The sequence below is a fragment of the Pseudoxanthomonas sp. LjRoot127 genome (genome assembly GCF_964253495.1).
Taxonomy (GTDB): Bacteria; Pseudomonadota; Gammaproteobacteria; order Xanthomonadales; family Xanthomonadaceae; genus Pseudoxanthomonas_A.
On sequence record NZ_CAXUQR020000001.1, the window covers coordinates 3,009,225 to 3,030,716 of the forward strand.

General features: G+C 67.9%; 23 protein-coding genes. 13 read left to right on the forward strand and 10 right to left on the reverse strand.

The annotated features are described in order from the left end of the window. Nucleotides 1-8: 8 nt before the first annotated feature. From ACSQ19_RS14135 to ACSQ19_RS14145, 3 genes are read right to left on the reverse strand one after another with little or no spacing between them, the layout of a single operon-like run. A complete protein-coding gene (locus ACSQ19_RS14135; RefSeq protein WP_435997816.1) occupies nt 9-1,952 on the reverse strand; it encodes a transglutaminaseTgpA domain-containing protein in 1,944 nt (647 codons plus the stop codon). Then, a complete protein-coding gene (locus ACSQ19_RS14140) occupies nt 1,939-2,892 on the reverse strand; it encodes a DUF58 domain-containing protein (protein ID WP_299341745.1) in 954 nt (317 codons plus the stop codon). The genes ACSQ19_RS14135 and ACSQ19_RS14140 overlap by 14 nt, the downstream gene beginning before the upstream one ends. 2 nt (nt 2,893-2,894) lie before the next feature. Then, complete coding sequence (locus ACSQ19_RS14145; protein WP_435997818.1) at nt 2,895-3,848, reverse strand: AAA family ATPase; 954 nt, start codon at nt 3,846-3,848, stop codon at nt 2,895-2,897. Nucleotides 3,849-3,892: 44 nt separating this feature from the next. On the opposite strand from ACSQ19_RS14145, the gene ACSQ19_RS14150 reads away from it, so the two are divergent. Continuing rightward, nucleotides 3,893-5,734, forward strand: a complete 1,842-nt coding sequence (locus ACSQ19_RS14150) for an ArnT family glycosyltransferase (protein ID WP_435997820.1) — start codon at nt 3,893-3,895, stop codon at nt 5,732-5,734. A gap of 12 nt (nt 5,735-5,746) precedes the next feature. Here the strand turns inward: ACSQ19_RS14150 and ACSQ19_RS14155 are convergent, their stop codons facing one another. Then, the gene (locus ACSQ19_RS14155) at nt 5,747-6,316 is read right to left on the reverse strand and encodes a Maf family protein (protein ID WP_435997822.1); all 570 of its coding nucleotides are present in this window, start codon (nt 6,314-6,316) and stop codon (nt 5,747-5,749) included. Nucleotides 6,317-6,436: 120 nt separating this feature from the next. On the opposite strand from ACSQ19_RS14155, the gene ACSQ19_RS14160 reads away from it, so the two are divergent. The 12 genes from ACSQ19_RS14160 to ACSQ19_RS14215 all read left to right on the forward strand — a co-directional run bounded on the left by ACSQ19_RS14160 (nt 6,437) and on the right by ACSQ19_RS14215 (nt 16,615). After that, complete coding sequence (locus ACSQ19_RS14160; protein ID WP_296280118.1) at nt 6,437-6,943, forward strand: YceD family protein; 507 nt, start codon at nt 6,437-6,439, stop codon at nt 6,941-6,943. Between the two features lie 67 nt (nt 6,944-7,010). Next, nucleotides 7,011-7,205, forward strand: a complete 195-nt coding sequence (gene rpmF / locus ACSQ19_RS14165; RefSeq protein WP_162336389.1) for a 50S ribosomal protein L32 — start codon at nt 7,011-7,013, stop codon at nt 7,203-7,205. An 88-nt stretch (nt 7,206-7,293) separates the two neighbouring features. Then, nucleotides 7,294-8,289, forward strand: coding sequence for a beta-ketoacyl-ACP synthase III (locus ACSQ19_RS14170; RefSeq protein ID WP_299341756.1), 996 nt, complete (start codon nt 7,294-7,296; stop codon nt 8,287-8,289). 190 nt (nt 8,290-8,479) lie between these two features. Further along, nucleotides 8,480-9,424, forward strand: a complete 945-nt coding sequence (fabD, locus tag ACSQ19_RS14175) for an ACP S-malonyltransferase (RefSeq protein WP_435997825.1) — start codon at nt 8,480-8,482, stop codon at nt 9,422-9,424. Between the two features lie 69 nt (nt 9,425-9,493). Beyond that, nucleotides 9,494-10,237: a 3-oxoacyl-ACP reductase FabG gene (gene fabG, locus ACSQ19_RS14180; RefSeq protein ID WP_296280125.1), complete on the forward strand. Its 744-nt coding sequence runs from the start codon at nt 9,494-9,496 to the stop codon at nt 10,235-10,237. Between the two features lie 142 nt (nt 10,238-10,379). After that, the gene (gene acpP / locus ACSQ19_RS14185; RefSeq protein ID WP_014161144.1) at nt 10,380-10,619 is read left to right on the forward strand and encodes an acyl carrier protein; all 240 of its coding nucleotides are present in this window, start codon (nt 10,380-10,382) and stop codon (nt 10,617-10,619) included. Nucleotides 10,620-10,730: 111 nt separating this feature from the next. Beyond that, entirely contained in the window at nt 10,731-11,972 is a 1,242-nt protein-coding gene (gene fabF / locus ACSQ19_RS14190; protein WP_296280128.1) for a beta-ketoacyl-ACP synthase II, read from the forward strand. Nucleotides 11,973-12,114: 142 nt separating this feature from the next. Then, on the forward strand, nt 12,115-13,476 hold the full coding sequence (locus ACSQ19_RS14195; protein ID WP_435997829.1) for an aminodeoxychorismate synthase component I: 1,362 nt from the start codon (nt 12,115-12,117) through the stop codon (nt 13,474-13,476). A 68-nt stretch (nt 13,477-13,544) separates the two neighbouring features. After that, on the forward strand, nt 13,545-14,612 hold the full coding sequence (gene mltG / locus ACSQ19_RS14200; RefSeq protein ID WP_435997831.1) for an endolytic transglycosylase MltG: 1,068 nt from the start codon (nt 13,545-13,547) through the stop codon (nt 14,610-14,612). Further along, nucleotides 14,609-15,271, forward strand: coding sequence for a dTMP kinase (gene tmk, locus ACSQ19_RS14205; RefSeq protein WP_296280130.1), 663 nt, complete (start codon nt 14,609-14,611; stop codon nt 15,269-15,271). Before mltG ends, tmk begins: the two co-directional genes overlap by 4 nt. Beyond that, on the forward strand, nt 15,268-16,242 hold the full coding sequence (locus tag ACSQ19_RS14210) for a DNA polymerase III subunit delta' (protein ID WP_435997833.1): 975 nt from the start codon (nt 15,268-15,270) through the stop codon (nt 16,240-16,242). Before tmk ends, ACSQ19_RS14210 begins: the two co-directional genes overlap by 4 nt. 19 nt (nt 16,243-16,261) lie before the next feature. Further along, complete coding sequence (locus tag ACSQ19_RS14215) at nt 16,262-16,615, forward strand: PilZ domain-containing protein (RefSeq protein ID WP_296280132.1); 354 nt, start codon at nt 16,262-16,264, stop codon at nt 16,613-16,615. 48 nt (nt 16,616-16,663) lie between these two features. Here ACSQ19_RS14215 and ACSQ19_RS14220 read toward each other — a convergent pair whose 3' ends face one another. The 6 genes from ACSQ19_RS14220 to ACSQ19_RS14245 all read right to left on the reverse strand — a co-directional run bounded on the left by ACSQ19_RS14220 (nt 16,664) and on the right by ACSQ19_RS14245 (nt 21,288). After that, a complete protein-coding gene (locus ACSQ19_RS14220) occupies nt 16,664-17,659 on the reverse strand; it encodes a DNA topoisomerase IB (RefSeq protein WP_435997836.1) in 996 nt (331 codons plus the stop codon). Between the two features lie 6 nt (nt 17,660-17,665). Further along, nucleotides 17,666-17,956, reverse strand: a complete 291-nt coding sequence (locus ACSQ19_RS14225) for a hypothetical protein (RefSeq protein WP_435997838.1) — start codon at nt 17,954-17,956, stop codon at nt 17,666-17,668. A gap of 167 nt (nt 17,957-18,123) precedes the next feature. Beyond that, a complete protein-coding gene (locus tag ACSQ19_RS14230; protein WP_435997840.1) occupies nt 18,124-19,266 on the reverse strand; it encodes an acyltransferase family protein in 1,143 nt (380 codons plus the stop codon). 38 nt (nt 19,267-19,304) lie between these two features. Then, entirely contained in the window at nt 19,305-19,991 is a 687-nt protein-coding gene (locus ACSQ19_RS14235; RefSeq protein WP_435997842.1) for an ABC-2 transporter permease, read from the reverse strand. Continuing rightward, nucleotides 19,988-20,872, reverse strand: a complete 885-nt coding sequence (locus tag ACSQ19_RS14240; protein WP_299341802.1) for an ABC transporter ATP-binding protein — start codon at nt 20,870-20,872, stop codon at nt 19,988-19,990. Before ACSQ19_RS14240 ends, ACSQ19_RS14235 begins: the two co-directional genes overlap by 4 nt. Continuing rightward, nucleotides 20,869-21,288, reverse strand: a complete 420-nt coding sequence (locus ACSQ19_RS14245) for a GntR family transcriptional regulator (RefSeq protein ID WP_435997844.1) — start codon at nt 21,286-21,288, stop codon at nt 20,869-20,871. Before ACSQ19_RS14245 ends, ACSQ19_RS14240 begins: the two co-directional genes overlap by 4 nt. Nucleotides 21,289-21,492 lie beyond the last annotated feature (204 nt).

Sequence of the window (21,492 nt, forward strand, 5' to 3'; positions counted from 1 at the left end):
CCAGCGGGTTATGGGCGGTGCCGGCGCAGGTCTTCGATCAGTGCCCGGTGGTCTCCCTGCTCCGGAGCGTAGCGCGCTGCAGCGAAACGCTGGCTGAGTGAAAGCAGCCGATTCGCCGTGCGGGGGCGACCGGCGGCCGCACGGCGGGCCCACGCCGCAGGACTTTCATGAGGCTCTCGTCCCAGGCCAAGGCGCGCGTAGCGTCGGCTGAGCGCATGCCAAGCGCGCAACAAGGGATCCCGTTGCCGCTCGCCCCGGGCCAGCAGCCAGCCCATCCAGGCCATGGCCCCCATTGCAAAAACCCCGAACAGTGCCGTCAACTCACTGCTGCCCAGTTGCTTGGCGCCGAGACGCTCCAGCAGGCGTGATTGCCGCTTGGCGTCGAAACCCAGCACCAGGTCGTTCCAGCCCCGGCGCAACCAGTCGCCGACCTGGCCGAGGTCCTCGATGCCGATCAGGTTGCCCATGGCGCCGCCGGCCCCCAGTCGGTCTTCGATCGTGTCATAGATGCGCTCGGGCGCAACGGCGGCGGTGGGATCTACCCTCACCCAGCCTCGCCCGGGGATCCACACTTCTGCCCACGCATGGGCATCCAGGTTGCGGACGATCCAGTACTTTCCCAATGCGTTGTACTTGCCGCCCGCATAGCCGGTGACTACGCGCGCTGGGATGCCCGCCGACCGCATCAGGAACACGAACGACGAACTGAAGTGCTCGCAGAACCCTTGCTGTTGGTCGAAGAGGAATTCGTCGACGGTGTCGCGGCCGGGAAATGGCGTGTCCAGCGTGTAGGCGAAGTCGGACCGTATCCACTGGAGCGCGCGCGCGACGATCGCTGCATCGTTGGCGCCCGCATCGCGGCGCCATTGCGCACCCAGTGCGCGGGTGCGCGGATTGAAGCCCGGCGGCAGCTGCAGGGCCTGGGCGCGTCGCGATACCGACAGGTCGGCTTCGAACCGCGTCGGAAGTGATGACTGCAGGCGCCACCGTGTCAGCGAGCTGAGCGGCGTGCGCGTCGCCATGCTGTAGTCGCGGGCCATCCACACGCCATCGGGTGTCGCGTTCGGAAGGTCGAGCGCCACCAGGTCGCGACGGTCGCTGGGCTCCACGTCCATCTGGTAATCCCAGTTGAGTGCGGCGCGCGCCGTATCGGCCGGCGGCAGGGCAGGGGGCGCATCGCGACGCGTCCAGGTGCGGCCATCGAAGTCCGTCAGCACCGGGCCACGCCAGTACATCTGGCTCGTGGGAGGCGTGGCGCCGAAGAACTGCACGCGCAGCGCGGGCGCCTCGTCGGCGATGAGGTCCAGGTAGCTGCCGGGCGACATGTCGTCGCTGAGGCCCGGCTTCGACAGGGCCCGCTCAGGTACGCCCCACAATGGCGACGGAAAGCGCGGGAACAACCAGAAGGCCGCCATCACCAGCGGCACGCCGATGGCCACCAGTTTTCCGATTTCGCGAACCTGGTGCAGCGGGCGCGACAGGCCGGCCAGCGATACGGCCTCGGCATCGGCGAGTCGATGCAGCGCGACCAAGGCACCCAGCACGCTGGCGAGGCCCAGCGCCATGCTCAATGGTCCCTGGTCGAGGAGGAACGCGGCGAACGGTGCGAACAGCGAAAAGCCCAGCAGGCTGCGATTGTCGCGCAGCGTGCGGGTCTCGGTAGGCTTGAGCGCCAGCATGCCGGCGAGCAGCGCGCACCCGGTATCGCGTCCGAACTGCATGCCGGTCACCGACATCACCGCCGCGAACAACGCCAGCGCCATCAATGCCCTCAGCAGGCCATGCAGGGGGCGACGCCATGACGCCAGCGCCAGCACGACACCCGTGGCCCCGATACCGAACGCCAGCGTCGTCGGCAGCTGGACAAGCAATGGCAGCAGGCAGGCGCCCGCGGCGGCCAGCGTCCACTGGCGACTGAGTGCGTCCAGCGTGGGGACGTCAGCGGGCTTCATGCGGAAGCAGCGCCAGGGCGCGCAGGCAGGCGTGGCGGTGCGCGGGACCGTCCGCCGGGCCCAGCGCAGGTTGGCCGGGCAGCCGCAGGCGGTAGCGGAGGCCCTCGCGTTCGGCGCATTCGACCCAGTGCGCGAGTCGCTGGATGCGCATTTCGTGTCCAAGCATCGTCAACGCGTCCCAGTCGAGTTCCACGGCGCGCCCCAGTGGCCGTTCGTAGTCGCGAACGAGCAACTGGTCGCGACGCGCGGACGGTTTCCAGGCAATGGCACGCCGGGCATCGCCCGCGCGATAGTTGCGCAACTGGTGCACATCCTCGCCCGCCAGATCCAGCCTGGCCTTGGTGCCGCCCTTGTCCGCAGGCGGTAGCGGCGGGCCTTGTACTTCCGCGGCGGGATACACCAGCAACGGCGAGTCGGGCCATACCCATGCCCACGCCCTGGCGAGACCCAGCGGCTGCGTGGTGGAGATGCGCACGCGGTCGACATCGAACCAGCCGCGCCGTTCCGTCGGAAGTACCACTTCGACCACGGTGCCGTCGGACGCCGGCAACGACGTGAACGCAGGGTGGCCGCACGCATCGATGCGTAGCCCGTGGCGCACGCGCGCGTCGCGTGATGCGAGCGCGACGTGCAGGCGCAGGGGCGTGCCGACCGGGACAGGATCAGCCGACAAGGCATCGATGTGCAGGCCGGCGAGTTGAAGGTGGGCGAAGATCAGGCTGGCCATCGCGGTGGCAGCGAGCAGCAATGCGAGCAGCAGTGCCGGGTTGTTGTTGTAATTCAGCGCACCCAGGATCATCGCGCTCACCAGGGTGGCGAAGAACAGTCCGAACGGCGTGGGAAGCACGTAGATGCGCCTGCGCTCGAGCACGACGGGCAACGACTCCGGTCGCCGTGGCCGCGCCAGACGCGCGAATCGACGGATCAGGGAGAGCGCCATGCTCAATCCACCGGCACCGCGTGCAGGATCGCCTTGGCCAGTGCACCCGCCGATGCCGCTTCCGCCTCGGGTACCAGGCGATGCGCTGCGACCGCGGCGAACAGGGCCTGCACATCGTCCGGCAACACGTGCATGCGTCCGAGCAGCAGCGCGTACGCGCGCGCCGCGCGCAGCAGCGCGATGCCGGCGCGGGGCGACAGGCCTACGCGTACCCCCGGATGCTGGCGGCTGCGCGTGAGCAGCGCCTGCACGTAGTCGATCAGGGCGTCACTGGCATGTACGTCCGCAACGGCCCGGCGCAGCGCCATCACGTCGTCCGAGGACAGCAGGGGCATCGCCTGTGCGATCAGCATGCGGCGGTCGCTGCCGGCCAGCAGCGCGCGTTCCGACTCTGCGCTGGGATAGCCCAGCGCCAGCCGCAGCAGGAACCGGTCCAGCTGCGAATCCGGCAAGGGATACGTGCCGGAGAGGTCGACCGGATTCTGCGTGGCGATCACGAAAAAGGGTGCAGGCAGCGCATGCGTCACGCCGTCCAGCGTGACCTGATGCTCGGCCATCGCCTCGAGCAGGGCGCTCTGCGTGCGGGGCGGTGCGCGATTGATCTCGTCCGCCAGCAGCACGTTGGTGAAGACAGGCCCCGGATGGAAGCTGAAGGCGCGTGCCTGCGCGTCGTACACCGACACGCCCAGTACGTCGGCCGGCAACAGGTCCGACGTGAACTGCACCCGCTGGAAAGCCAGCCCGAGCGTGGCCGCCAGTGCATGGGCCAGCGTGGTCTTGCCTAGGCCCGGCAGGTCTTCGATCAGCAGGTGGCCGTCCGACAGCAAGGCCACGAAAGCCAGCCGTACTTCGTGCGACTTGCCGAGCACCAGCGAGTTGACCTGGGCCTGCGCGCGGGTGAGGGCGTCGGCGAGGCCTTCGGATAGCATAGGGCGGGTGCTGGGGATGGCGGACATCGCGCTCTCGGTTTCCGATCGTGGGTTGAGGGCAGTGTAGCGAGATGGACGAAGAACAACGCGCGCGCCGATGGTTCCTTGCCGTGTGGGCAATCGTGACGGTCGTCAAGGTCGCGATCGCCGCTCGCCTGCCGCTGTTCGTCGATGAGGCGTTCTACTGGCAGGAAGGGCGGCACCTCGCGGCGGCCTATTCCGATCTGCCCGGGTTGACGGCATGGCTGACGCGACTGGGTACGGAACTGGGAGGCCACCACGTGCTCGCCGTGCGCGCCGCCTTCCTGCTGATCGCAGCCTTGGTCCCCTGGTGGGTGGCCCGCACTGCGGCGCACTGGTTCGGGCCGGCCATCGGCTGGCAGGCGGCAACCCTGACGGTGCTGATGCCGCTCTCCGCCACGCTGGGGCTGCTCGCGTTGCCGGATGTGCCGATGGCGCTCGCAACGGTGCTTTGCGCGGATGCCGGCGCGCGCCTGCTGCGCCAGGTCGATGCGATGTCGGCGACCGAGCTGGCGCTCGGCCTGATGCTGGGGGCGCTCAGTCATTACCGGTTCGTCGGCGTGATAGGCGTGGGTCTGCTCGCGCTGCTCTGGTTGCCGGAAGGACGCAAGGTACTGCGCGATGCACGGGTGTGGGTTGCGCTGGCGGCGGGCGTGATCGCTTGGGCGCCACTGCTGGCCTGGAATCTCGAGTATGCCGACGCCGGCCTGCGCTTCCAGTTGCTCGACCGTCACCCATGGCGCTTCCACGGAGACGGGTTCCGTTTCCTCCTCGTGCAGGCCGCGATGGCCACGCCATTGCTGTTCTGCGCCATGCTCGTGGTTTGCCTGCGGGGCGTCCGTGGTGGGGCAGGCGCCGGCACGGCGTGGCGCTACTTCGCGCTGCTGGGTGCGGTGTCGACGCTGGGATTCTTCGTGCTGGGTTTCTTCGCCGACAACGAGCGGGTCAGCTTCCATTGGCCGTTGCCGGGCTACCTGGCGCTGCTTGTCGTGGTGCCGCTGTTGTTGCAGGAGTGGACGCCGGCGTGGCGGCGCGCGACGTGGAGCATCACGGCGCTCGGCACCCTGTCGATGATGGCGTACTACCTCGCAGTCTCGTTGCCCGGGGTGCGCGTAGAGTCCGCCGGCAGCAAGTACTACCCGGAAAACTTCGCGGGTTGGGACCGCTTGGCCGCGGAGGTGCGCGCCACGCGCGCAAGGATGCCCGAGGGCACCGTGCTGCTCGCCGACAATTTCAAGACCGGTGCAGCGCTGGGTTTCGCGCTGGACGACGCGGACATCCCGGTGCTCGACCATCCGTTGAACCGCAAGCATGGTCGAGCGCCGCAACTCCAGCTCTGGGGCCTGCAGCATGACGGGTCACGCGAAGCGCCCACCTTGCTGGTCGTCGGCGCGACGGACGTCAAGTTCAGCGCCCTGCTCGCGCATTACCAGTATCTCTGCGGGGTCGTTGGTCCCTTGCCGGCGCCGCAGGAGGTGAACATCGACCACGGCGCACGCCGGTTCCTGTTGTTCGCGCTGCCTGCGGTACGTGCGCAGGGCGAATGCATCACGCCCGTGGTCGCCAACATCGATGTCCCTTCGGCCGGCGAGCGTGTCGGGCGTCGATTCGCCGTGGGTGGCTGGGCGGTGAAGGATGTGGTCGGTGTCGCGAAGGTGGAAGTGCTGCTGGATGGTCGCGCGGTCGCCGAGACCACGCAGGCGGGCGCGAATGATTGGTTGCGCACGTTCCTCAAGGGGGCGTCGCGTGACCCGCGAATGCCGGTGGTCCAGTTCAGGGCCGATGTCGATGCCGGCGACATGCCGGCGGGCCGGCATTGGTTGGGGTTGCGCGTGACCGGCGGCGACGGAAGCGTCGAAACCGGGGCAGAGCAACCGGTCGATATCCGCTGACGGTCGGCCGGATCAGGGCAGGTCGAAGCCGGCCTCGCGCAGCATCCGTGAAAGGGCGATCAGCGGCAGGCCGACCAGCGCCGTGGGATCGGTCGATTCGATGGCCTCGAACAGGGTGATCCCCAGCCCCTCCGACTTGAAGCTGCCGGCGCAGTCGAACGGCTGCTCGACATCCACGTACCGCTCGATTTCCGCTTCGGCGAGGTCGCGGAAGCGGACCGTTGTGATGTCCTGGACCTCCAGGACGTGGTCGTCGCGCACCAGGCAGACGGCCGTATGGAAGCGCACCTGTCGCCCCGACATGGCCGTCAGCTGGGCGATGGCGGCCTCCCGGTGGCCCGGCTTTCCCAGGGGGTGTCCATCCAGCTCCGCCGCCTGGTCGGCGCCGATGACCCAGCTGCCGGGGTGCTGTCGGGCGATGGCATCCGCCTTGGCGCGGGCCAGGCGGGCGGCCATCGCGGGCACGGATTCCGTCGCCCCGGGTGTCTCGTCCACCTCCGGCCGCGCGATGTGCAGGGGCAGGCGCAGTCGTTCCAGCAGTTCGCGCCGGTAGCGGGAGGTGGAGGCGAGCAGCAGTGGCATGGGGCACCGGCAGGGGGACGGGGCGGGGAGTCTGCCCGCCGGCATGGCCGGCGGCAAGCCATCCTCGCCACCAGGGGTGGTTTGACAGTTCGGTATTCGATCCTTAACATTCAGCGGCTTATGTCCGCGAATATGCCCGAGCTGCTCGATGCGTGGCGCATGGTCGCGAACCGGCGCAGCTTCGAAGGCCGCCTGCCGTTGTCCGCCATGACGCGCCTGCAAGGCCTGTTGGCCGACACCGAGGGCGACGTTCGCTACACGGTGGAATTCGACCACGACGCATTGCGGGTCCCGTACCTGGAATTGCAGATCGAGGCCGGCCTTCCGCTGGTGTGCCAGCGTAGCCTGCAGCGCTTCGTGTTGCCGGTGTCGCTGAAGCAGCGGTTGGGTCTGGTGCGCAGCGAAGAGGAAGAAGCCGCGCTGCCGCCCGACTACGAAGCGCTGCTGGTGCCCGAAGACGGCATGCTGCGCCCCGCCGACCTGGTGGAGGACGAACTGGTCCTCGCCGTGCCGGTGGTGGCGGTGGATCCTGCGTCCGACGCGGTGGAGCGCGAGTGGGCGGCGGACGAAGAAGAGGTGGCGAGGGTCAGCCCGTTCGCGGCGCTGGCCTCGCTGAAGAAAGACTAGCCGCTACCGCGGTCTGGCAACACGAACCATACGGTTCACCAACAGATACAAGAGCTGGAGCAATCCCATGGCTGTGCAGAAATCCCGCGTCACCCCGTCCCGTCGTGGCCAGCGTCGTTCGCACGACGCGCTGACCGCCAAGCAGCTGTCGACCGACCCGACCACGGGCGAGATCCACCTGCGCCACCACGTGACCGCCGACGGCTACTACCGCGGCAAGAAGGTCATCGCCACCAAGACCTCGGCGGTCGAGGAAGATTGATCCGTGCGGCGCGCCCTCGCGCAGGGCGCGCTTTCCGCATGATCGATGACTACCAGGGCCCGCATCCGGGCCGGCAATGGGGGCGTGCATGAGCGAGCCGGGCAACAAGGGGCGCATTTACGCGCGCATCGCCGGAACGGGCAGCTATCTGCCTGAAAAGGTGCTGACCAACGAGGACCTCTCGAAACTGGTCGATACCAGCGACGAGTGGATCCAGTCCCGCACCGGCATCCGCGAGCGGCACATCGCCGCCGAAGGCGAGACGGCCGGCGACCTGGGTTACCAGGCTGCGCTGCGCGCGCTCGAAGCCGCGGGCGTCGATGCTTCCGAGATTGACCTGATTGTCGTCGGCACCACCACCCCAGACCTCATATTCCCGTCCACCGCCTGCCTGATCCAGGCGCGCCTCGGCGCGACCGGCTGCGCCGCGATGGACGTCAATGCCGCGTGCTCCGGCTTCATCTACGCGTTGAGCGTGGCGGAGAAGTTCATCCGCTGCGGCGATGCGAAGACCGCGCTCGTCATCGGCACCGAAACACTCAGCCGCATCGTCGACTGGACCGAGCGCACCACCTGCGTGCTGTTCGGCGATGGCGCCGGTGCGGCCGTGCTCAAGGCCGATGGCGAAACCGGCATCCTCAGCACCCACCTGCACGCGGATGGCAGCAAGAAGGAATTGCTGTGGAATCCGGTCGGTGTGTCGACCGGTTTCAAGGCCGACGAGCCGAACAACGGCATCCGCATCGAGATGAAGGGCAACGACGTGTTCAAGTACGCCGTCAAGGCGCTGGACAGCGTGGTCGACGAGACGCTCGATGCCAATGGGCTGGACAAGCACGACCTGGACTGGCTTATTCCCCACCAGGCCAATCTGCGCATCATCGAAGCCACTGCCAAGCGCCTGGACATGTCGATGGACCAGGTGATCGTGACCGTCGACAAGCATGGCAACACGTCGTCCGGGTCGGTGCCGCTGGCGCTGGATACGGCAGTGCGTTCCGGTCGCGTGCAGCGCGGACAACTGCTGTTGCTGGAGGCCTTCGGCGGCGGTTTCACCTGGGGTTCGGTGCTGCTGCGCTACTGACGCGCACACCCTGGCCGCAGGCGAAGGCGATGCCGCAGGGCATCGCCTTCTTCGTTTCCGGCATCGCGTTTCCTGCTGCATGCGATGTTCATGCATGCGTCACGTCGTCGCATGCGCATACGCCCCGGTACAGACAATCCGAAGCGTTCGCCCGTATCATCGCGGCCTGATTTTCATGCAGGATGTCCGAGTGACTTCCCCCCAACTCGCTTTCGTATTCCCGGGCCAAGGCTCGCAGTCGGTCGGCATGCTGGCGGAGTTGTCCGAGCTGCATCCGATCGTGCGCGAGACGTTCGCCGAAGCGTCGGAAGGTGCGGGCGTGGACCTCTGGGCGTTGTCCCAGGGCGGTCCCGAGGAAATGCTCAATCGCACCGAATACACGCAGCCCGCGCTGCTCGCCGCCGGCATCGCGGTGTGGCGTGCGTGGCAGCAACAGGGTGGCGCGCAGCCCGCGCACTTGGCGGGCCACAGCCTGGGCGAATACACGGCGCTGGTCGCCGCAGGCGCACTGTCGTTGAAGGATGGCGCCCATTTGGTCCGCCTTCGTGGCCAGCTGATGCAGGACGCCGCGCCGGCGGGCGTCGGCGCGATGGCGGCGGTGCTGGGCGCGGAAGATGCCCTGGTGGCGGAGGTCTGCGCGTTGGCATCGGACAGCAAAGTGGTCGTGCCCGCGAACTACAACTCGCCCGGCCAGATCGTGATCGGCGGCGACAGCGATGCGGTGGAGCGTGCGATCGCGCTGCTCACCGAGCGCGGCATCCGCAAGGTCGTGAAGCTGGCCGTCAGCGTGCCCTCGCATACGCCGCTGATGCGCGAAGCCGCGAATCGCCTGGCCGAGGTGATGGCGGGCCTGTCGTGGCATGCGCCGTCGCTGCCGGTGGTGCAGAACGTGGACGCGACGGTGCACGACGGGGTTGATGCGATCCGCGACGCACTGGTGCGCCAGCTCTACCTACCGGTGCGCTGGACCGACTGCGTTCAGGCGCTGGCATCCGAGGGTGTCACGCGCATCGCCGAATGCGGCCCGGGCAAAGTGCTGGCCGGCCTGGTCAAGCGCGTCGACAAGGGCCTCGACGCGCGCGCCATCGGTGGCGTCGGCGATTTCCAGGGTGCGTTGGCCGACTGGCAATCCTGATACGCAGCGACACGCGTTCCCTTATCCTGTCCGCCGCGATCGCGCGGACCCGTCCCGAGGACCTCCATCATGAGCAAACCCCTGCAGGGTGAAATCGCGCTGGTCACCGGCGCCAGCCGCGGCATCGGCGCGGCCATCGCAGACGCGCTGGCTGCGCAGGGCGCGACCGTCATCGGTACCGCCACCAGTACAGCGGGCGCGCAGGCCATCGGTGAGCGCTTGGCAAACGCAGGCGGCCATGGCCGCGAGCTCAACGTGACCGATGCCGGCGCGGTGGATGCGCTGATCGACGCCATCGCCAAGGAATTCGGCGGCATCTCCATCCTCGTCAACAACGCCGGCATCACGCGCGACAACCTGCTGATGCGGATGAAGGACGAGGACTGGCAGGCCATCCTCGACACCAACCTTACCAGCGTCTATCGCACGTCGAAGGCGGTGATGCGCGGCATGATGAAGGCGCGCAAGGGCCGCATCATCAACATCGCCTCGGTGATCGGCGTGACCGGCAATGCGGGGCAGGCGAACTACGCCGCGGCCAAGGCCGGCATCATCGCGTTCTCGAAGTCGCTGGCGAAGGAGATCGGCAGCCGCGGCGTCACCGTCAACGTGGTCGCTCCCGGCTTCATCGCCACCGACATGACCAAGGATCTGCCCGAAGAGACCAAGACCGCGCTCGCCGGCCAGATCGCGCTGGGCCGCCTTGGCGAGCCGGCCGACATCGCCAACGCGGTCGCGTTCCTCGCAGGGCCGGCCGCCGGCTACATCACGGGCGAGACCCTGCACGTCAACGGCGGCATGTACATGCCGTAAGAATTAGCTGTAAGTGGTTGATTCGGGTGCGTTTGGCGATACCTGCCCGGCGTCCCCGGTTTCCACTACACTATCCCCGGTTTGCCTTCGCCCCGCGTCGGCAGAATCCAACAAGTCACCCATCTCCGTCTGGAGCGAATCCATGAGCAGCATCGAAGAACGCGTCAAGAAAATCGTCGTCGAACAACTCGGCGTGAAGGAAGAAGAAGTCACCACCAGCGCATCGTTCGTCGATGACCTGGGCGCCGACTCGCTGGACACCGTTGAACTGGTGATGGCGCTGGAAGAAGAGTTCGAATGCGAGATTCCGGACGAGGAAGCCGAGAAGATCACTTCGGTGCAGCAGGCCATCGACTACGTCAAGGCGCACGTCAAGGCGTAAGTCGGGCGATCGCAGCAAACCGTGTCGGGGCCGCGCATGCGGCCCCGCGCGTATCCGGCCCCCCATGCGCCCGCGTAGGGCGCGGCCGCCAAGAGTCATGAGGAATCCGATATGAGCCAGCGTCGTCGCGTCGTCGTCACCGGCATGGGCCTGGTGTCCCCCCTGGGCAATGACATGGCCACCAGCTGGGACGGCATCGTCAACGGGCGTTCGGGCCTGGGCCCGATCACCACCTTCGATACCGAGGGTTACAGTACGAAGATCGCGGGCGAGATCCGCGGTTTCGATCCCACGTCCTTCGTTCCGCCGAAGGATGTGAAGAAGATGGACTCGTTCATCCACTACGGCCTGGCCGCATCGCTGATGGCGATGGACGACGCCGGGCTGGAAGTGACCGAAGCCAATGCCGAGCGCATCGGCGCGATCATCGGCGCCGGCATCGGCGGCATCCTCGGCATCGAGGAAACCGCGGTGAAGCTGCACGAAGGCGGCCCGCGCAAGATTTCCCCGTTCTACATCCCCAGCACCATCATCAACATGCTGCCGGGCCACCTCAGCATCATGAAGGGGTTGAAGGGCCCGGGCTATTCGGCGGTCTCCGCCTGCGCCACCTCCAACCATTCCATCGGCATCGCCATGCGCACCATCCAGTACGGCGATGCCGACGTGATGGTCGCCGGCGGTGCCGAGCGCGGCTCGTCCCCGACCTCGGTGGGCGGCTTCTGCGCGATGAAGGCCATGTCCACCCGCAACGACGATCCGACCCGGGCGTCGCGTCCGTGGGACAAGGATCGCGATGGCTTCGTGCTGGGCGACGGTGCCGGCATCCTGGTGCTGGAGGAGTACGAACACGCCAGGGCACGCGGTGCGCGCATCTACTGCGAGCTGGCCGGCTTCGGTGCCTCGCAGGATGCGTTCCACATGACCGCGCCCAGCGAGAACGGCGAAGGTCCGTCGCGCTGCATGCTGTCGGCGTTGAAGGACGCCGGACTGAATGCGGACCAGGTCGAATACCTCAACGCGCACGGCACCTCCACGCCGCTGGGCGACCTGGCCGAGACGCTGGCGATGAAGCGCGCGCTGGGCGACCACGCGTACAAGATCATGGTCAGCTCCACGAAGTCGATGACCGGCCACCTGCTGGGTGCGGCGGGCGGCGCGGAAGCCATCTTCTCCGTGCTGGCCATCCATCACGGCATCATCCCGCCGACCATCAACCTGGACGAGCCGGGCGAAGGCTGCGATCTCGACTACGTGCCCAACACCGCCCGCGATAAGAAGATCGATGTCGCGGTGTCGAACGGTTTCGGTTTCGGCGGCACCAACGGCACGCTGGTGTTCAAGCGGATCTGACGACTCTCGCTTCTCCCTTCGGGAGAAGGTGGCGCGTAGCGCCGGATGAGGGTACGGCGGAACCATCGACCGTTGAACCGTCGCCTTTTCTCCGTACCCTCACCCCAACCCCTCTCCCGATGGGAGAGGGGCCAGGACCACGATGATCGAAACCCGCGCACTTCCCGCCACCATCGACCTGCTGGCCCTGCATCGCCTCGATCCGCAGCGCTATCCGGTGCTGCTGGAATCCGTGGCCTCGGGCACCGCGCAGGGGCGATGGGATTTCCTGCTGGTCGCGGACGGCAACGGGTTGCAACTGGCGGCCGATGGCATCACCCGCACCCTGCAGGGCGAGGTGGAAGCCGGCGATTTCCTCACCGTGCTCGACCGCCATTGGCAGGCGCAGCGCACGCCGCGCGAAGAGCCGCGCTGGCCGTTCCGTGGCGGCTGGGCGTTGCTGCTGGCATACGAACTGGCGCAGCAGGTCGAACCCGTCCTACACCTGCCGCAGGCACCTGCGACGCAGCCTGTCGCGCTCGCATTGCGCTGTCCAGCCGCCGTCCTACGCGACCGCAGTACCGGCGACTGCGTGGTGGTGGCCGAAGCGGGGCAGGGCACGTTGATCGCCCGCACGCTGGAGGACATCGTCGCGGCCACCGGCTTGCCCGCGCTACCCGCGTGGCAGCCGCCGTCCCGCATCGACGAAGACGCGCCCTCGGCCTTCACCGACGGCGTGCAGCGCATCCTCGAGTACCTGCGCGCCGGCGACATCTTTCAGGTCAACCTCTCGCGGGCGTGGCAGGCGCGTTTCGATGCGCCGCTGGATCCGGCAACGCTTTACGCCCGGCTGCGCACCGCCAATCCCGCGCCGTTCGCCGGCCTGTTCGCCACGCCGCACTGGACGGTCGTCAGCTCCTCGCCGGAACGCCTCGTGTCGGTGCGTGGCGACGTGGTCGAAACCCGGCCCATCGCGGGCACGCGCCCGCGCTTCGACGGCGACGACGATGCGGCACGCATCCGCGAACTCGTCGGCCACCCGAAGGAACGCGCCGAGCATGTGATGCTTATCGACCTCGAGCGCAACGACCTGGGCCGCGTCTGCACGCCCGGCAGCGTGCAGGTGGACGAACTGATGACGGTGGAAAGCTACGCGCACGTGCACCACATCGTCAGCAACGTGCGCGGCCACCTGCGCGACGACGCCACGCCCGGCGACGTCATCCGCGCCACGTTCCCCGGCGGTACCATCACCGGCTGCCCGAAGGTGCGCTGCATGCAGATCATCGCCGAGCTGGAACAGGTGCCGCGCGGCGCCTACACCGGCGCGTTCGGCTGGCTCAACCGCGATGGCGACCTGGACCTGAACATCCTGATCCGCAGCGCCGAAGTCGGCGCCGATGGCAGCGGCAGCGTGGCCCGGTTCCGCACCGGCGCCGGCATCGTGGCCGATTCGGTCCCGGACAGGGAGCTGGACGAAACCCGCGCCAAGGCCCGCGGGGTGCTGCGGGCGCTGGAAGGCTGACCGCGCGCCTACAGCCTGAGACGGCGACCGGGTATCCTGCACGGCCTGCTTCATACCCCGAGGATTGCGTGGCGTCAGCACTCAAGCGCGGTTGCCGCTTCATCGTCATTGCCTTCGCCCTGCTGCTGCTCCTGGCGGCGGGGGCGGCGTTCTGGCTGTGGCAGGGCCATCGCGGTTTCGCGGACGCGCCGATCGGCGGCGTGGCGGCCGACACCACCGTCGAGGTGGCGCGTGGCGATGCCTTCCCGACCGTCTTGCGCAAGTTGCGCGAAAAAGGGGTTTCCCACGGCACCGACCTGCAGTGGCGGTTGCTGGCCCGCCGGACCGATACGGCCAGCCAGCTCAAGGTGGGCGAGTACGCGCTGGATCCGTCCCTGACTCCGCGCGAACTGCTGCAGCGCATGCGCGAAGGCCGCACGCTGCAATACCGTGTCACCATCGTCGAAGGCTGGAACATCCGCCAGCTCCGCGCCGCGCTGCGCAACGCCACGCCGCTGCAGCAGAAGACGGCGCAGATGAGCGATGCCGAACTGATGGCGGCGCTCGGCCATGCCGGACAGCATCCGGAAGGCCGCTTCCTGCCCGAGACCTATGTCTACACCCGCAGCGAATCCGACCTCGAAGTGCTCAAGCGCGCCTATGCCGCGATGGAGAAGGCGCTGGCCGCGGCATGGGACGCCCGTGCGCCGGACATCCCGCTGCAGTCGGCGGACGAGGCGCTGATCCTGGCGTCGATCATCGAGAAGGAAACCGGCATCGCCGAAGAGCGTCCGGCCATCGCCGGCGTGTTCGCGCGCCGTTTGAAGATCGGCATGCCGCTGCAGACCGATCCCACCGTCATCTACGGCATCGGCAGCAGCTACGACGGCAACATCCGCCGCCGCGACCTGACCACGGATACGCCGTACAACACCTACATGCGTCGCGGCCTGACGCCGACGCCCATCGCCATGCCGGGTGTCGACGCATTGAAGGCGGCGGTGAATCCTGCCGAGGGCACCGCGCTGTACTTCGTCGCGGTCGGCGATGGCAGCGGACGGCACATCTTTTCGACCACGCTCGCCGAGCACAACGCGGCGGTGGCGCGCTACCTGGTGACGCGCCGCGAAACCCTCCGCAAGGCGGAAGCGCCATGAGCGAGGCCCTGCTGTCGCAGCCGCGGCTGATCACGCTGGAAGGCGGCGAGGGTGCAGGCAAGACCAGCGCCATCGCCGCGATCCGCGACCGACTGCAGGCCGCCGGCCATGACGTGGTGCTGACGCGCGAACCGGGTGGAACGCCACTGGCCGAGCGGATCCGCGAGCTGCTGCTGGGAGCGCAGGACGAGCCGCTTGCGGCTGAGACCGAACTGCTGCTGATGTTCGCCTCGCGCGCGCAACACGTGCGCCAGATCGTGCGTCCGGCGCTGCGGCGCGGCGCGTTCGTCATCAGCGACCGCTTCACCGATTCGAGCTACGCCTACCAGGGCGCTGGACGAGGCCTGGATCCGGAGTGGATCGCTGCGCTGGAACGTCGTGCCGTCGGCCTGAAGCCGGGCCTGACCCTACTGCTCGACCTCGACGTGCGCGAAGGTCGCGCGCGGACGGCGGGCCGCGACCTGTGGCCGGACCGTATCGAAAGCGAGCAGGATGATTTCTTCGAACGGGTGCGCGCCGGCTTCCGGGCGCGCGCAGTGGCCGAACCGCACCGTTTCCGCGTGATCGATGCCGCACAGCCGCCCGCCGGCGTCGGCGCTGCCGTCGAGGCGGCCATCGGTGCCTACCTGCGCACGCTGACCGACAGCGATCTGGCATGAGCGCCGCGTTCTCGCCCTGGCAGCAGCGCGCCTACGACCACGCCGTCGCGGCGTTGGCGTCCGGTCGCCTGGGCCATGGGTTGCTGGTGTGCGGCCCGGCGGGTCTGGGCAAGCGTGCCGTGCTGGACCGCCTGGCGCGACGCGTCCTGGCCCAGCAGCGGGAAGCGGACGGCGAGCCCGCGCCGGGCGACCGCAGCACCCGCCTGATCGACGCAGGCACGCACCCCGACCTGCACATCGTCTCGTTCGTCGCCACCAAGGATGGCAGCAAGCTGCGCACCGAGATCGTCATCGACCAGATCCGCGAGGTGTCGCAGAAGCTGGCGCTCACGCCCCAGTACGGCGGTGCGCAGGTAGCGCTCATCGATCCGGCCGATGCCATCAACCGGTCGGCTTGCAACGCGCTGCTGAAGACGCTGGAAGAGCCCGCCCCGAACCGCTACCTCTGGCTGGTCAGCGCACAGCCCGCACGCCTGCCGGCGACCATCCGCAGCCGCTGCCAGCGCATCGAGTTCCGCCTGCCGCCCCGCGACGAGGCATTGGCCTGGCTGCAGGCACAGGGCCATGCGCCTGCAGACGCCGTTCGCGCCCTGGACGCGGCACGCGGCCACCCCGGTCTTGCCGACGACTGGCTGCGCCACGATGGCCTGGCGCTGCGCGAAGCGGTGGCACGTGATTTGCAGCGGCTGGAGAGGGGCGAGATCGGCGTGGTGGAGACCGCCCAGCGCTGGGCCCACGACGAGCTGGCCGATGCGCGACTGCGCCACGCGGCGGATCTCGCGCTGGAACAGGCGGGCACCGTCGGCTTGACCGATCCTGCCCGATTGAACAAGCTGGCCACCTGGTTCGACGCCGCCAACCGCACCCGTGATCTCCTGCGGACCACGGTGCGCGGCGATCTCGCCATGGTGGAACTGCTGCTGGCCTGGGCCGGTGGCGATCGCGGACGCGCTGTCGGGGCGCGCCGCTGACCGAAACACGGAGACGTCGATGAATGCAGCAGGTGGACGGCAGGGCATCCTGTCACTGGCAGTGAAGGACAAGGCCGCGCTGTACAACGCCTACATGCCGTTCGTGAAGGGCGGCGGGATCTTCGTGCCCACGCCCAAGCGCTACTTCCTCGGTGACGAGGTGTTCCTGCTGCTGACCCTGCCCGAATCCAGTGATCGCCTGCCGGTGGCGGGCAAGGTGGTCTGGGTGACGCCCGTCGGCGCGCAGGGCAACCGCGCTTCCGGCATCGGCGTGCAATTCGCCGAGAACAGCGAAGGCGAAGCCATCAAGAACCGCATCGAAACGATGCTGGCCGGCAGCCTGAACGGCGAGAAGCCCACCCATACGATGTGATGCGCAGGCGGGCTGCATGCTCGCCCTTCCTGTGCACTCTCTCCTGCGTCACGCCCGCGCGCGACGCAGGTAGCGGATCGCGGCCCGTTCCCATTGCCGGGGCCCGCTCGCATGGCGGGCGGCGCGCTGGAGTGCGCCGTCCTCCCAGCCCGCGAATACGCGCGGATCCACGTAGTTCTTCTCGCAGATGCGCGGCGTGTTCCCCAGCAGGTCGGCGGCGCCACGCAGCACGGCCATCCTGATCTGTGCGCGCTGCACATCGTCGCCGGGCATGGGCGGGTCCTGCATCGCCAACGCGCGGAACGCGAACAGCGTCGCGCCCAGGGTACGGAAGTCCTTGGCGGTGTAGTGGCCCTGCAACTGCGCCTGCAGATAGTCGTTCACATCCCCGGAGGTGATGCGATGGACGCGGCCTTCTTCGCGGTACTGGAAGAGCGCCTGTCCCGGCAGTTGCCGGCACTGCCGTACCAGCCTTACCAGCCGCGCATCGGATACGCGTGATTCAAGCGGCTTACCGCCTTTGCCACGGAACGCGAACCGCACATGGCCTGCCGCGATGAACTGCGCATGCGCATTGCGCAGCGTGGTAAGTCCATACGAACCGTTTTCGCGCGCATAGCTCGCGTTGCCGACGCGGAGCAGCGTGTGGCCGAGCAGGGCGACCACCAGCGCGACCACTTTCCGCCGCGGCAGCCCAGGCAGGGCGAGGTCGGCACGGACCTGACGGCGCAGGCGAGGCAGGGCGTCGGCGAATGCGATCAGTCGGTCGTACTTGCGGGCGCCGCGTTCGGCCTGCCATGCCGTGTGGTAGCGGTACTGCTTTCGTCCGCGCGCGTCACGACCGGTCGCCTGCAGGTGGCCTCGCGCATCCGGGCAGATCCACACGTCGGTATAGGCAGGTGGAATGGCCAGTTGGCGGATGCGCGCGAGTGTGGCGTCGTCGCGCACGGGACGCCCACGCGGATCCACGTACGCAAACCCGCGCCCGCGGCGTCGCCGGCGCAGGCCGGGCATGGCATCGGAGGTATAGCGCAGTCCGGCCAAGCGGGGTCAGAACTCGTCCACGTACTCAAGTACCAGCCCATACTGCTCGCCGATGTCGTCCGCAGTGGCGCGTACGCGGTCGGCATGCGACGACGTGGCTTCCACTTCGACGGCATGCACGTCGTCGCCGGGCATGTCGTCCGAAAGGCCGGCCGAACTGGAATCATCGTCGTCCATGTGCGGCATTAGGTCGGCGAGTTCCTCCACCCGCTCGACGCCGTCCACGCCATGCAAGGCGGCCAGCAGGGCATCGAAGCCGGTGCGCGGGCCCGTCGCCCGCAATCTGATTATGGTCATGGTGGTCCTCGTTGCGGGGCGCATGTGTCTTGCCGGCGAACTTAGGGGCGGCGAAGTCACGTCCCCGTGAAGTCCGGCGAGGCAGCGCATGATGCGTTCAGGATGCGGTGGCGCGAGCGAACCCGCGCAGGGTCTCGCCTGATCCGCGTTCGCGTCGCACGGCATGCTCAGCGGGCGTGCGGCCCGGATGTCGTCGTCGAGACCGCGGACAGCGTGATTCCGCCATTGAGCCACCTGCCGATCACCGTGTGCCGCACGAGCAGTTGGTAGCTCGCGAACGACAGCAGGAACGTGGCGGCCAGCGACGCCGCGAACTCGAGCGTCCAGTGCCACGGCACGTCCAGCAGCTGGTACTGGACGGCCAGAAGCACGGGCAGATGGATCAGGTAGACCCAGTACGCGCTGTCGGCGAGCCAGCGCAGGGCGGTGCTGCGCGAATCCAGCCATCGCTTGGACGCCATCAGGCACCAGAGCGTCATCCAGCTTCCCGCGCATGCTTCCAGCAGCGCGCGCACGCCGTGTGCCCAGGCAGAGGCGTGTTCGGTCTCGAAGCCGTCGGTCCATCGAAAAAGCCAGGCGTAGGCGGCGAGCGCGCCGGCCAACAGGAACGACGAAAGGGGACGAAGGCGATCAAGCAGCCCGTCATGGCGGCACAGTTGGTAGCCGAACGCGAAATACGGCCCGAAGAACACCAGCGCCCACAGCGCGGGCACGAAAAACTCCGGCGCCGGCCATGGTGCGCCGACCATCATCAGTGCCGGTGCCGTCAGCACAGGGCCCGCCACGACCCAGGCGGGTGCAGGCATCCCGAAAAGCCGGGTGCCGATGCGTCCAAGGCCCAAGGCCGAGGCGACCCAGACCAGCAGCGTGAACAGCATCAGATAGAACAGGAACCACAGGTGCGCCCACCCCGGCATCGCGGGCATGGCGCCGTGCTGATCGATGAAGGCACGGATCCATGCCAGTGCCGGCGATGGATTCGACGCCGTTTCCGCGGCGTGTTGCGTCAGCCGGGTCATGCCGGCGAGGAGGGGAGGCGCCAGCACGAGCAACGGCAGCAGGATGCGCCTGCATCGATGGCGGAACAACGCCGCCATCGAGCGGCGTGTCACCAGCCGTGCCGAAAAGTAGCCTGCGATGGCGAAGAACAGCGGCATGCGGAACAGGTGCACGAACCACGCGACTGCGTCGACGACCGACGAATTCCCCCGATCCGCGGCCGGCCATACCGGATGCATGAGCGGGCTGTAGGCCAGCGCTGCATGGAAGACCACGCCGGCCAGCATCGCCAGCGCGCGCAGGTTGTCCATGGCGTGGAGGCGATCCCCGGGCGGCATGATGGCGCCGCTCAGAGGAACGAGGTCTTGCGCGCGTGCACCCAGCCGGCGATGAGGATGGCGATGCCGATCGCCGCCAGTTCGGCGCCGATCAGTCCCAGCACCGGCGGACTCCAGACGATGGCATCGCCGCGCAGGTGCTCGCGAATTCCGGGCATCGAGGTGACCCAGTAGAGAAAGGGGCCGATCAGCGTCATCAGTGCCAGCATCGCGAAGACGTTCCAGCCTTCGGAATCCACCGCAATCACCATGCACAGCGAGAGGCAGAAATTGGCCAGCATGAACAACGCCACGACGACCAGCCACGGCACCATGCCGTCCGGGCGGGGCGTGGTCAGTACCAGCGCCAGCAGGAAGCCGCCGACCAGCAGGAACGGCACCAGGTAGATGACCAGATTGGCCAGCAACTTGCCCCAGAACACGTCCATGGGCGTCACGGGCAGGCTCATGACGAAGGGTTGGGTCTGCTGCTTGCGTTCGAGCATCACTGAAGACTGGATGGCGTAGGAACCCACCACGAGCAGCAGCACCAGCAACAGCAGCGCGCCCGCCGAGGCCAGCAGCGGCGTGCCCATGCCCACCAGCCCCAGCGCCAGCAACAGGCCGGCGACGAAACCGGCGAGTTGCTTCTGGTAGACCTGCCAGTCCTTGACGATCAGCTTGCGGACCATCGCGCCATCGGATGCGAGCCAGTTCATGCGTTGTTTCCTCCGCGGACGGTGGTGACGAAAATGTCTTCCAGCGCCATCGGCTCGACTGATTCGATGTGGAGACCGATGGCCTGCAGTGCGGGCAGCGTGGTGGCGTCGAAGGCGCCGGTCTTCACTTCCAGCAGGGGCGCGCTGTCGCGGATCGAGGCGATGCCGGGCAGCCGCCTGAGCGCGTCGGTCGAAGCGCCACGGCAGAGGATCCGCCGCCAGCCGTCGAGGAAGGACTCCTTGTCGCGCGACGCAACCACGCGGCCGCCATGCAGGAAGGTGATCGAATCGGCGATCTGTTCGATGTCCGCGGTGTTGTGCGACGAAAACAGGATCGAGCGTTCCTCGTCGCGCAACACATCGGCCAGTGCGTCCAGCACCTCGCCGCGCGCGACCGGGTCCAGTCCCGTGGTCGGTTCGTCCAGCAACAGCAGGCGTGGATGGCGGGCGAAGAGCAGCAGCAGCAATGCCTTGACGCGCTGTCCGTGCGAGAACCCGGCGAGCGCCTGGTGCGGCCGCAGGTCGAAGCGCTTCAGCAGATCCTGCGCATAGGCTTCGTCCCACGCGGGATAGACGCTGCGGACGAAGTCCATGTGCCAGCGCAGGCTTTGCCCGCGGTAAAGGCGCATGTCGTCGGAGGCGTAGCCGACTTCCTGCTTCACCGAGACCTGGGCGTGTGGCATGGGCTGGCCGAGCACGTCGACCTTGCCGCCATCGGCCCGCACGAGGCCCATCAACAACCGCAACAGCGTCGACTTGCCGGCGCCGTTGACGCCGACCAGGCCCATGACCTGGCCCGTGGGAAGCGCGAGGTCGATATCGCGCAGCGCGAAGTCGTCATACCGCTTGTGCACGCCTTCGAGTGCGATGGCGAGTGTCATCGTGGCTTCCTTCCGTCGGGATCGATGAGGGGTTTGTCGGGTTCGTCGGACAGGGCATGTTCGACGCGATCGAGGACCTGCCGGCGGTCGAGGCCGAGTTTCCTGGCCGCCTCGAGCAGGCCGGCGAGTTGCGACTGGAATTCCTGGGCGGCGAGCATCTGCGTGGCGTCGAGACTCTCTGCCACGAACGAGCCTTTGCCCTGCCGCGTCACGATGACGCCGGCCCGTTCCAGTTCCAGGTAGGCCCGCTTGACCGTGATCACGCTGACCCTGCTGCCCGCTGCCAGCTCGCGGATGGACGGGAGCGGCGCGCCGGCCTTCCATTCGCCGGCCATCACCTTGGCGACCACCTGCGCGATGATCTGCTCGTACATCGGCGTGATCGAATGGGGAGACAGCAGCAGGTCCGTATCCATTCAACCCCCGTGCGCGAGCGGCACGCTGCGTGGCGATGCAGCGGTGGCGAGGGAAGCACTCCTATCGGTTTCGCGAGCCAAGCGTAGAAGTCTCAAGTCGGCATCTGTGTATAGTGAGTATACACAGTAGTTCATTGCCGTCAATGCATCGCTCGCCGGCGGATCGCTGCCTGCGGCCGACGTGCTGCGGCGTGGACCGGGTGG

What these genes read in the sequence shown, in the direction of transcription:
- ACSQ19_RS14135 (WP_435997816.1), bottom strand. Translation starts at nt 1,952, where the DNA reads ATGAAGCCCGCTGACGTCCCCACGCTGGACGCACTCAGTCGCCAGTGG.
- ACSQ19_RS14140 (WP_299341745.1), bottom strand. Translation starts at nt 2,892, where the DNA reads ATGGCGCTCTCCCTGATCCGTCGATTCGCGCGTCTGGCGCGGCCACGG.
- ACSQ19_RS14145 (WP_435997818.1), bottom strand. Translation starts at nt 3,848, where the DNA reads ATGTCCGCCATCCCCAGCACCCGCCCTATGCTATCCGAAGGCCTCGCC.
- ACSQ19_RS14150 (WP_435997820.1), top strand. Translation starts at nt 3,893, where the DNA reads ATGGACGAAGAACAACGCGCGCGCCGATGGTTCCTTGCCGTGTGGGCA.
- ACSQ19_RS14155 (WP_435997822.1), bottom strand. Translation starts at nt 6,316, where the DNA reads ATGCCACTGCTGCTCGCCTCCACCTCCCGCTACCGGCGCGAACTGCTG.
- ACSQ19_RS14160 (WP_296280118.1), top strand. Translation starts at nt 6,437, where the DNA reads ATGTCCGCGAATATGCCCGAGCTGCTCGATGCGTGGCGCATGGTCGCG.
- rpmF (WP_162336389.1), top strand. Translation starts at nt 7,011, where the DNA reads ATGGCTGTGCAGAAATCCCGCGTCACCCCGTCCCGTCGTGGCCAGCGT.
- ACSQ19_RS14170 (WP_299341756.1), top strand. Translation starts at nt 7,294, where the DNA reads ATGAGCGAGCCGGGCAACAAGGGGCGCATTTACGCGCGCATCGCCGGA.
- fabG (WP_296280125.1), top strand. Translation starts at nt 9,494, where the DNA reads ATGAGCAAACCCCTGCAGGGTGAAATCGCGCTGGTCACCGGCGCCAGC.
- acpP (WP_014161144.1), top strand. Translation starts at nt 10,380, where the DNA reads ATGAGCAGCATCGAAGAACGCGTCAAGAAAATCGTCGTCGAACAACTC.
- fabF (WP_296280128.1), top strand. Translation starts at nt 10,731, where the DNA reads ATGAGCCAGCGTCGTCGCGTCGTCGTCACCGGCATGGGCCTGGTGTCC.
- ACSQ19_RS14195 (WP_435997829.1), top strand. Translation starts at nt 12,115, where the DNA reads ATGATCGAAACCCGCGCACTTCCCGCCACCATCGACCTGCTGGCCCTG.
- tmk (WP_296280130.1), top strand. Translation starts at nt 14,609, where the DNA reads ATGAGCGAGGCCCTGCTGTCGCAGCCGCGGCTGATCACGCTGGAAGGC.
- ACSQ19_RS14210 (WP_435997833.1), top strand. Translation starts at nt 15,268, where the DNA reads ATGAGCGCCGCGTTCTCGCCCTGGCAGCAGCGCGCCTACGACCACGCC.
- ACSQ19_RS14215 (WP_296280132.1), top strand. Translation starts at nt 16,262, where the DNA reads ATGAATGCAGCAGGTGGACGGCAGGGCATCCTGTCACTGGCAGTGAAG.
- ACSQ19_RS14225 (WP_435997838.1), bottom strand. Translation starts at nt 17,956, where the DNA reads ATGACCATAATCAGATTGCGGGCGACGGGCCCGCGCACCGGCTTCGAT.
- ACSQ19_RS14230 (WP_435997840.1), bottom strand. Translation starts at nt 19,266, where the DNA reads ATGGACAACCTGCGCGCGCTGGCGATGCTGGCCGGCGTGGTCTTCCAT.
- ACSQ19_RS14235 (WP_435997842.1), bottom strand. Translation starts at nt 19,991, where the DNA reads ATGAACTGGCTCGCATCCGATGGCGCGATGGTCCGCAAGCTGATCGTC.
- ACSQ19_RS14240 (WP_299341802.1), bottom strand. Translation starts at nt 20,872, where the DNA reads ATGACACTCGCCATCGCACTCGAAGGCGTGCACAAGCGGTATGACGAC.
- ACSQ19_RS14245 (WP_435997844.1), bottom strand. Translation starts at nt 21,288, where the DNA reads ATGGATACGGACCTGCTGCTGTCTCCCCATTCGATCACGCCGATGTAC.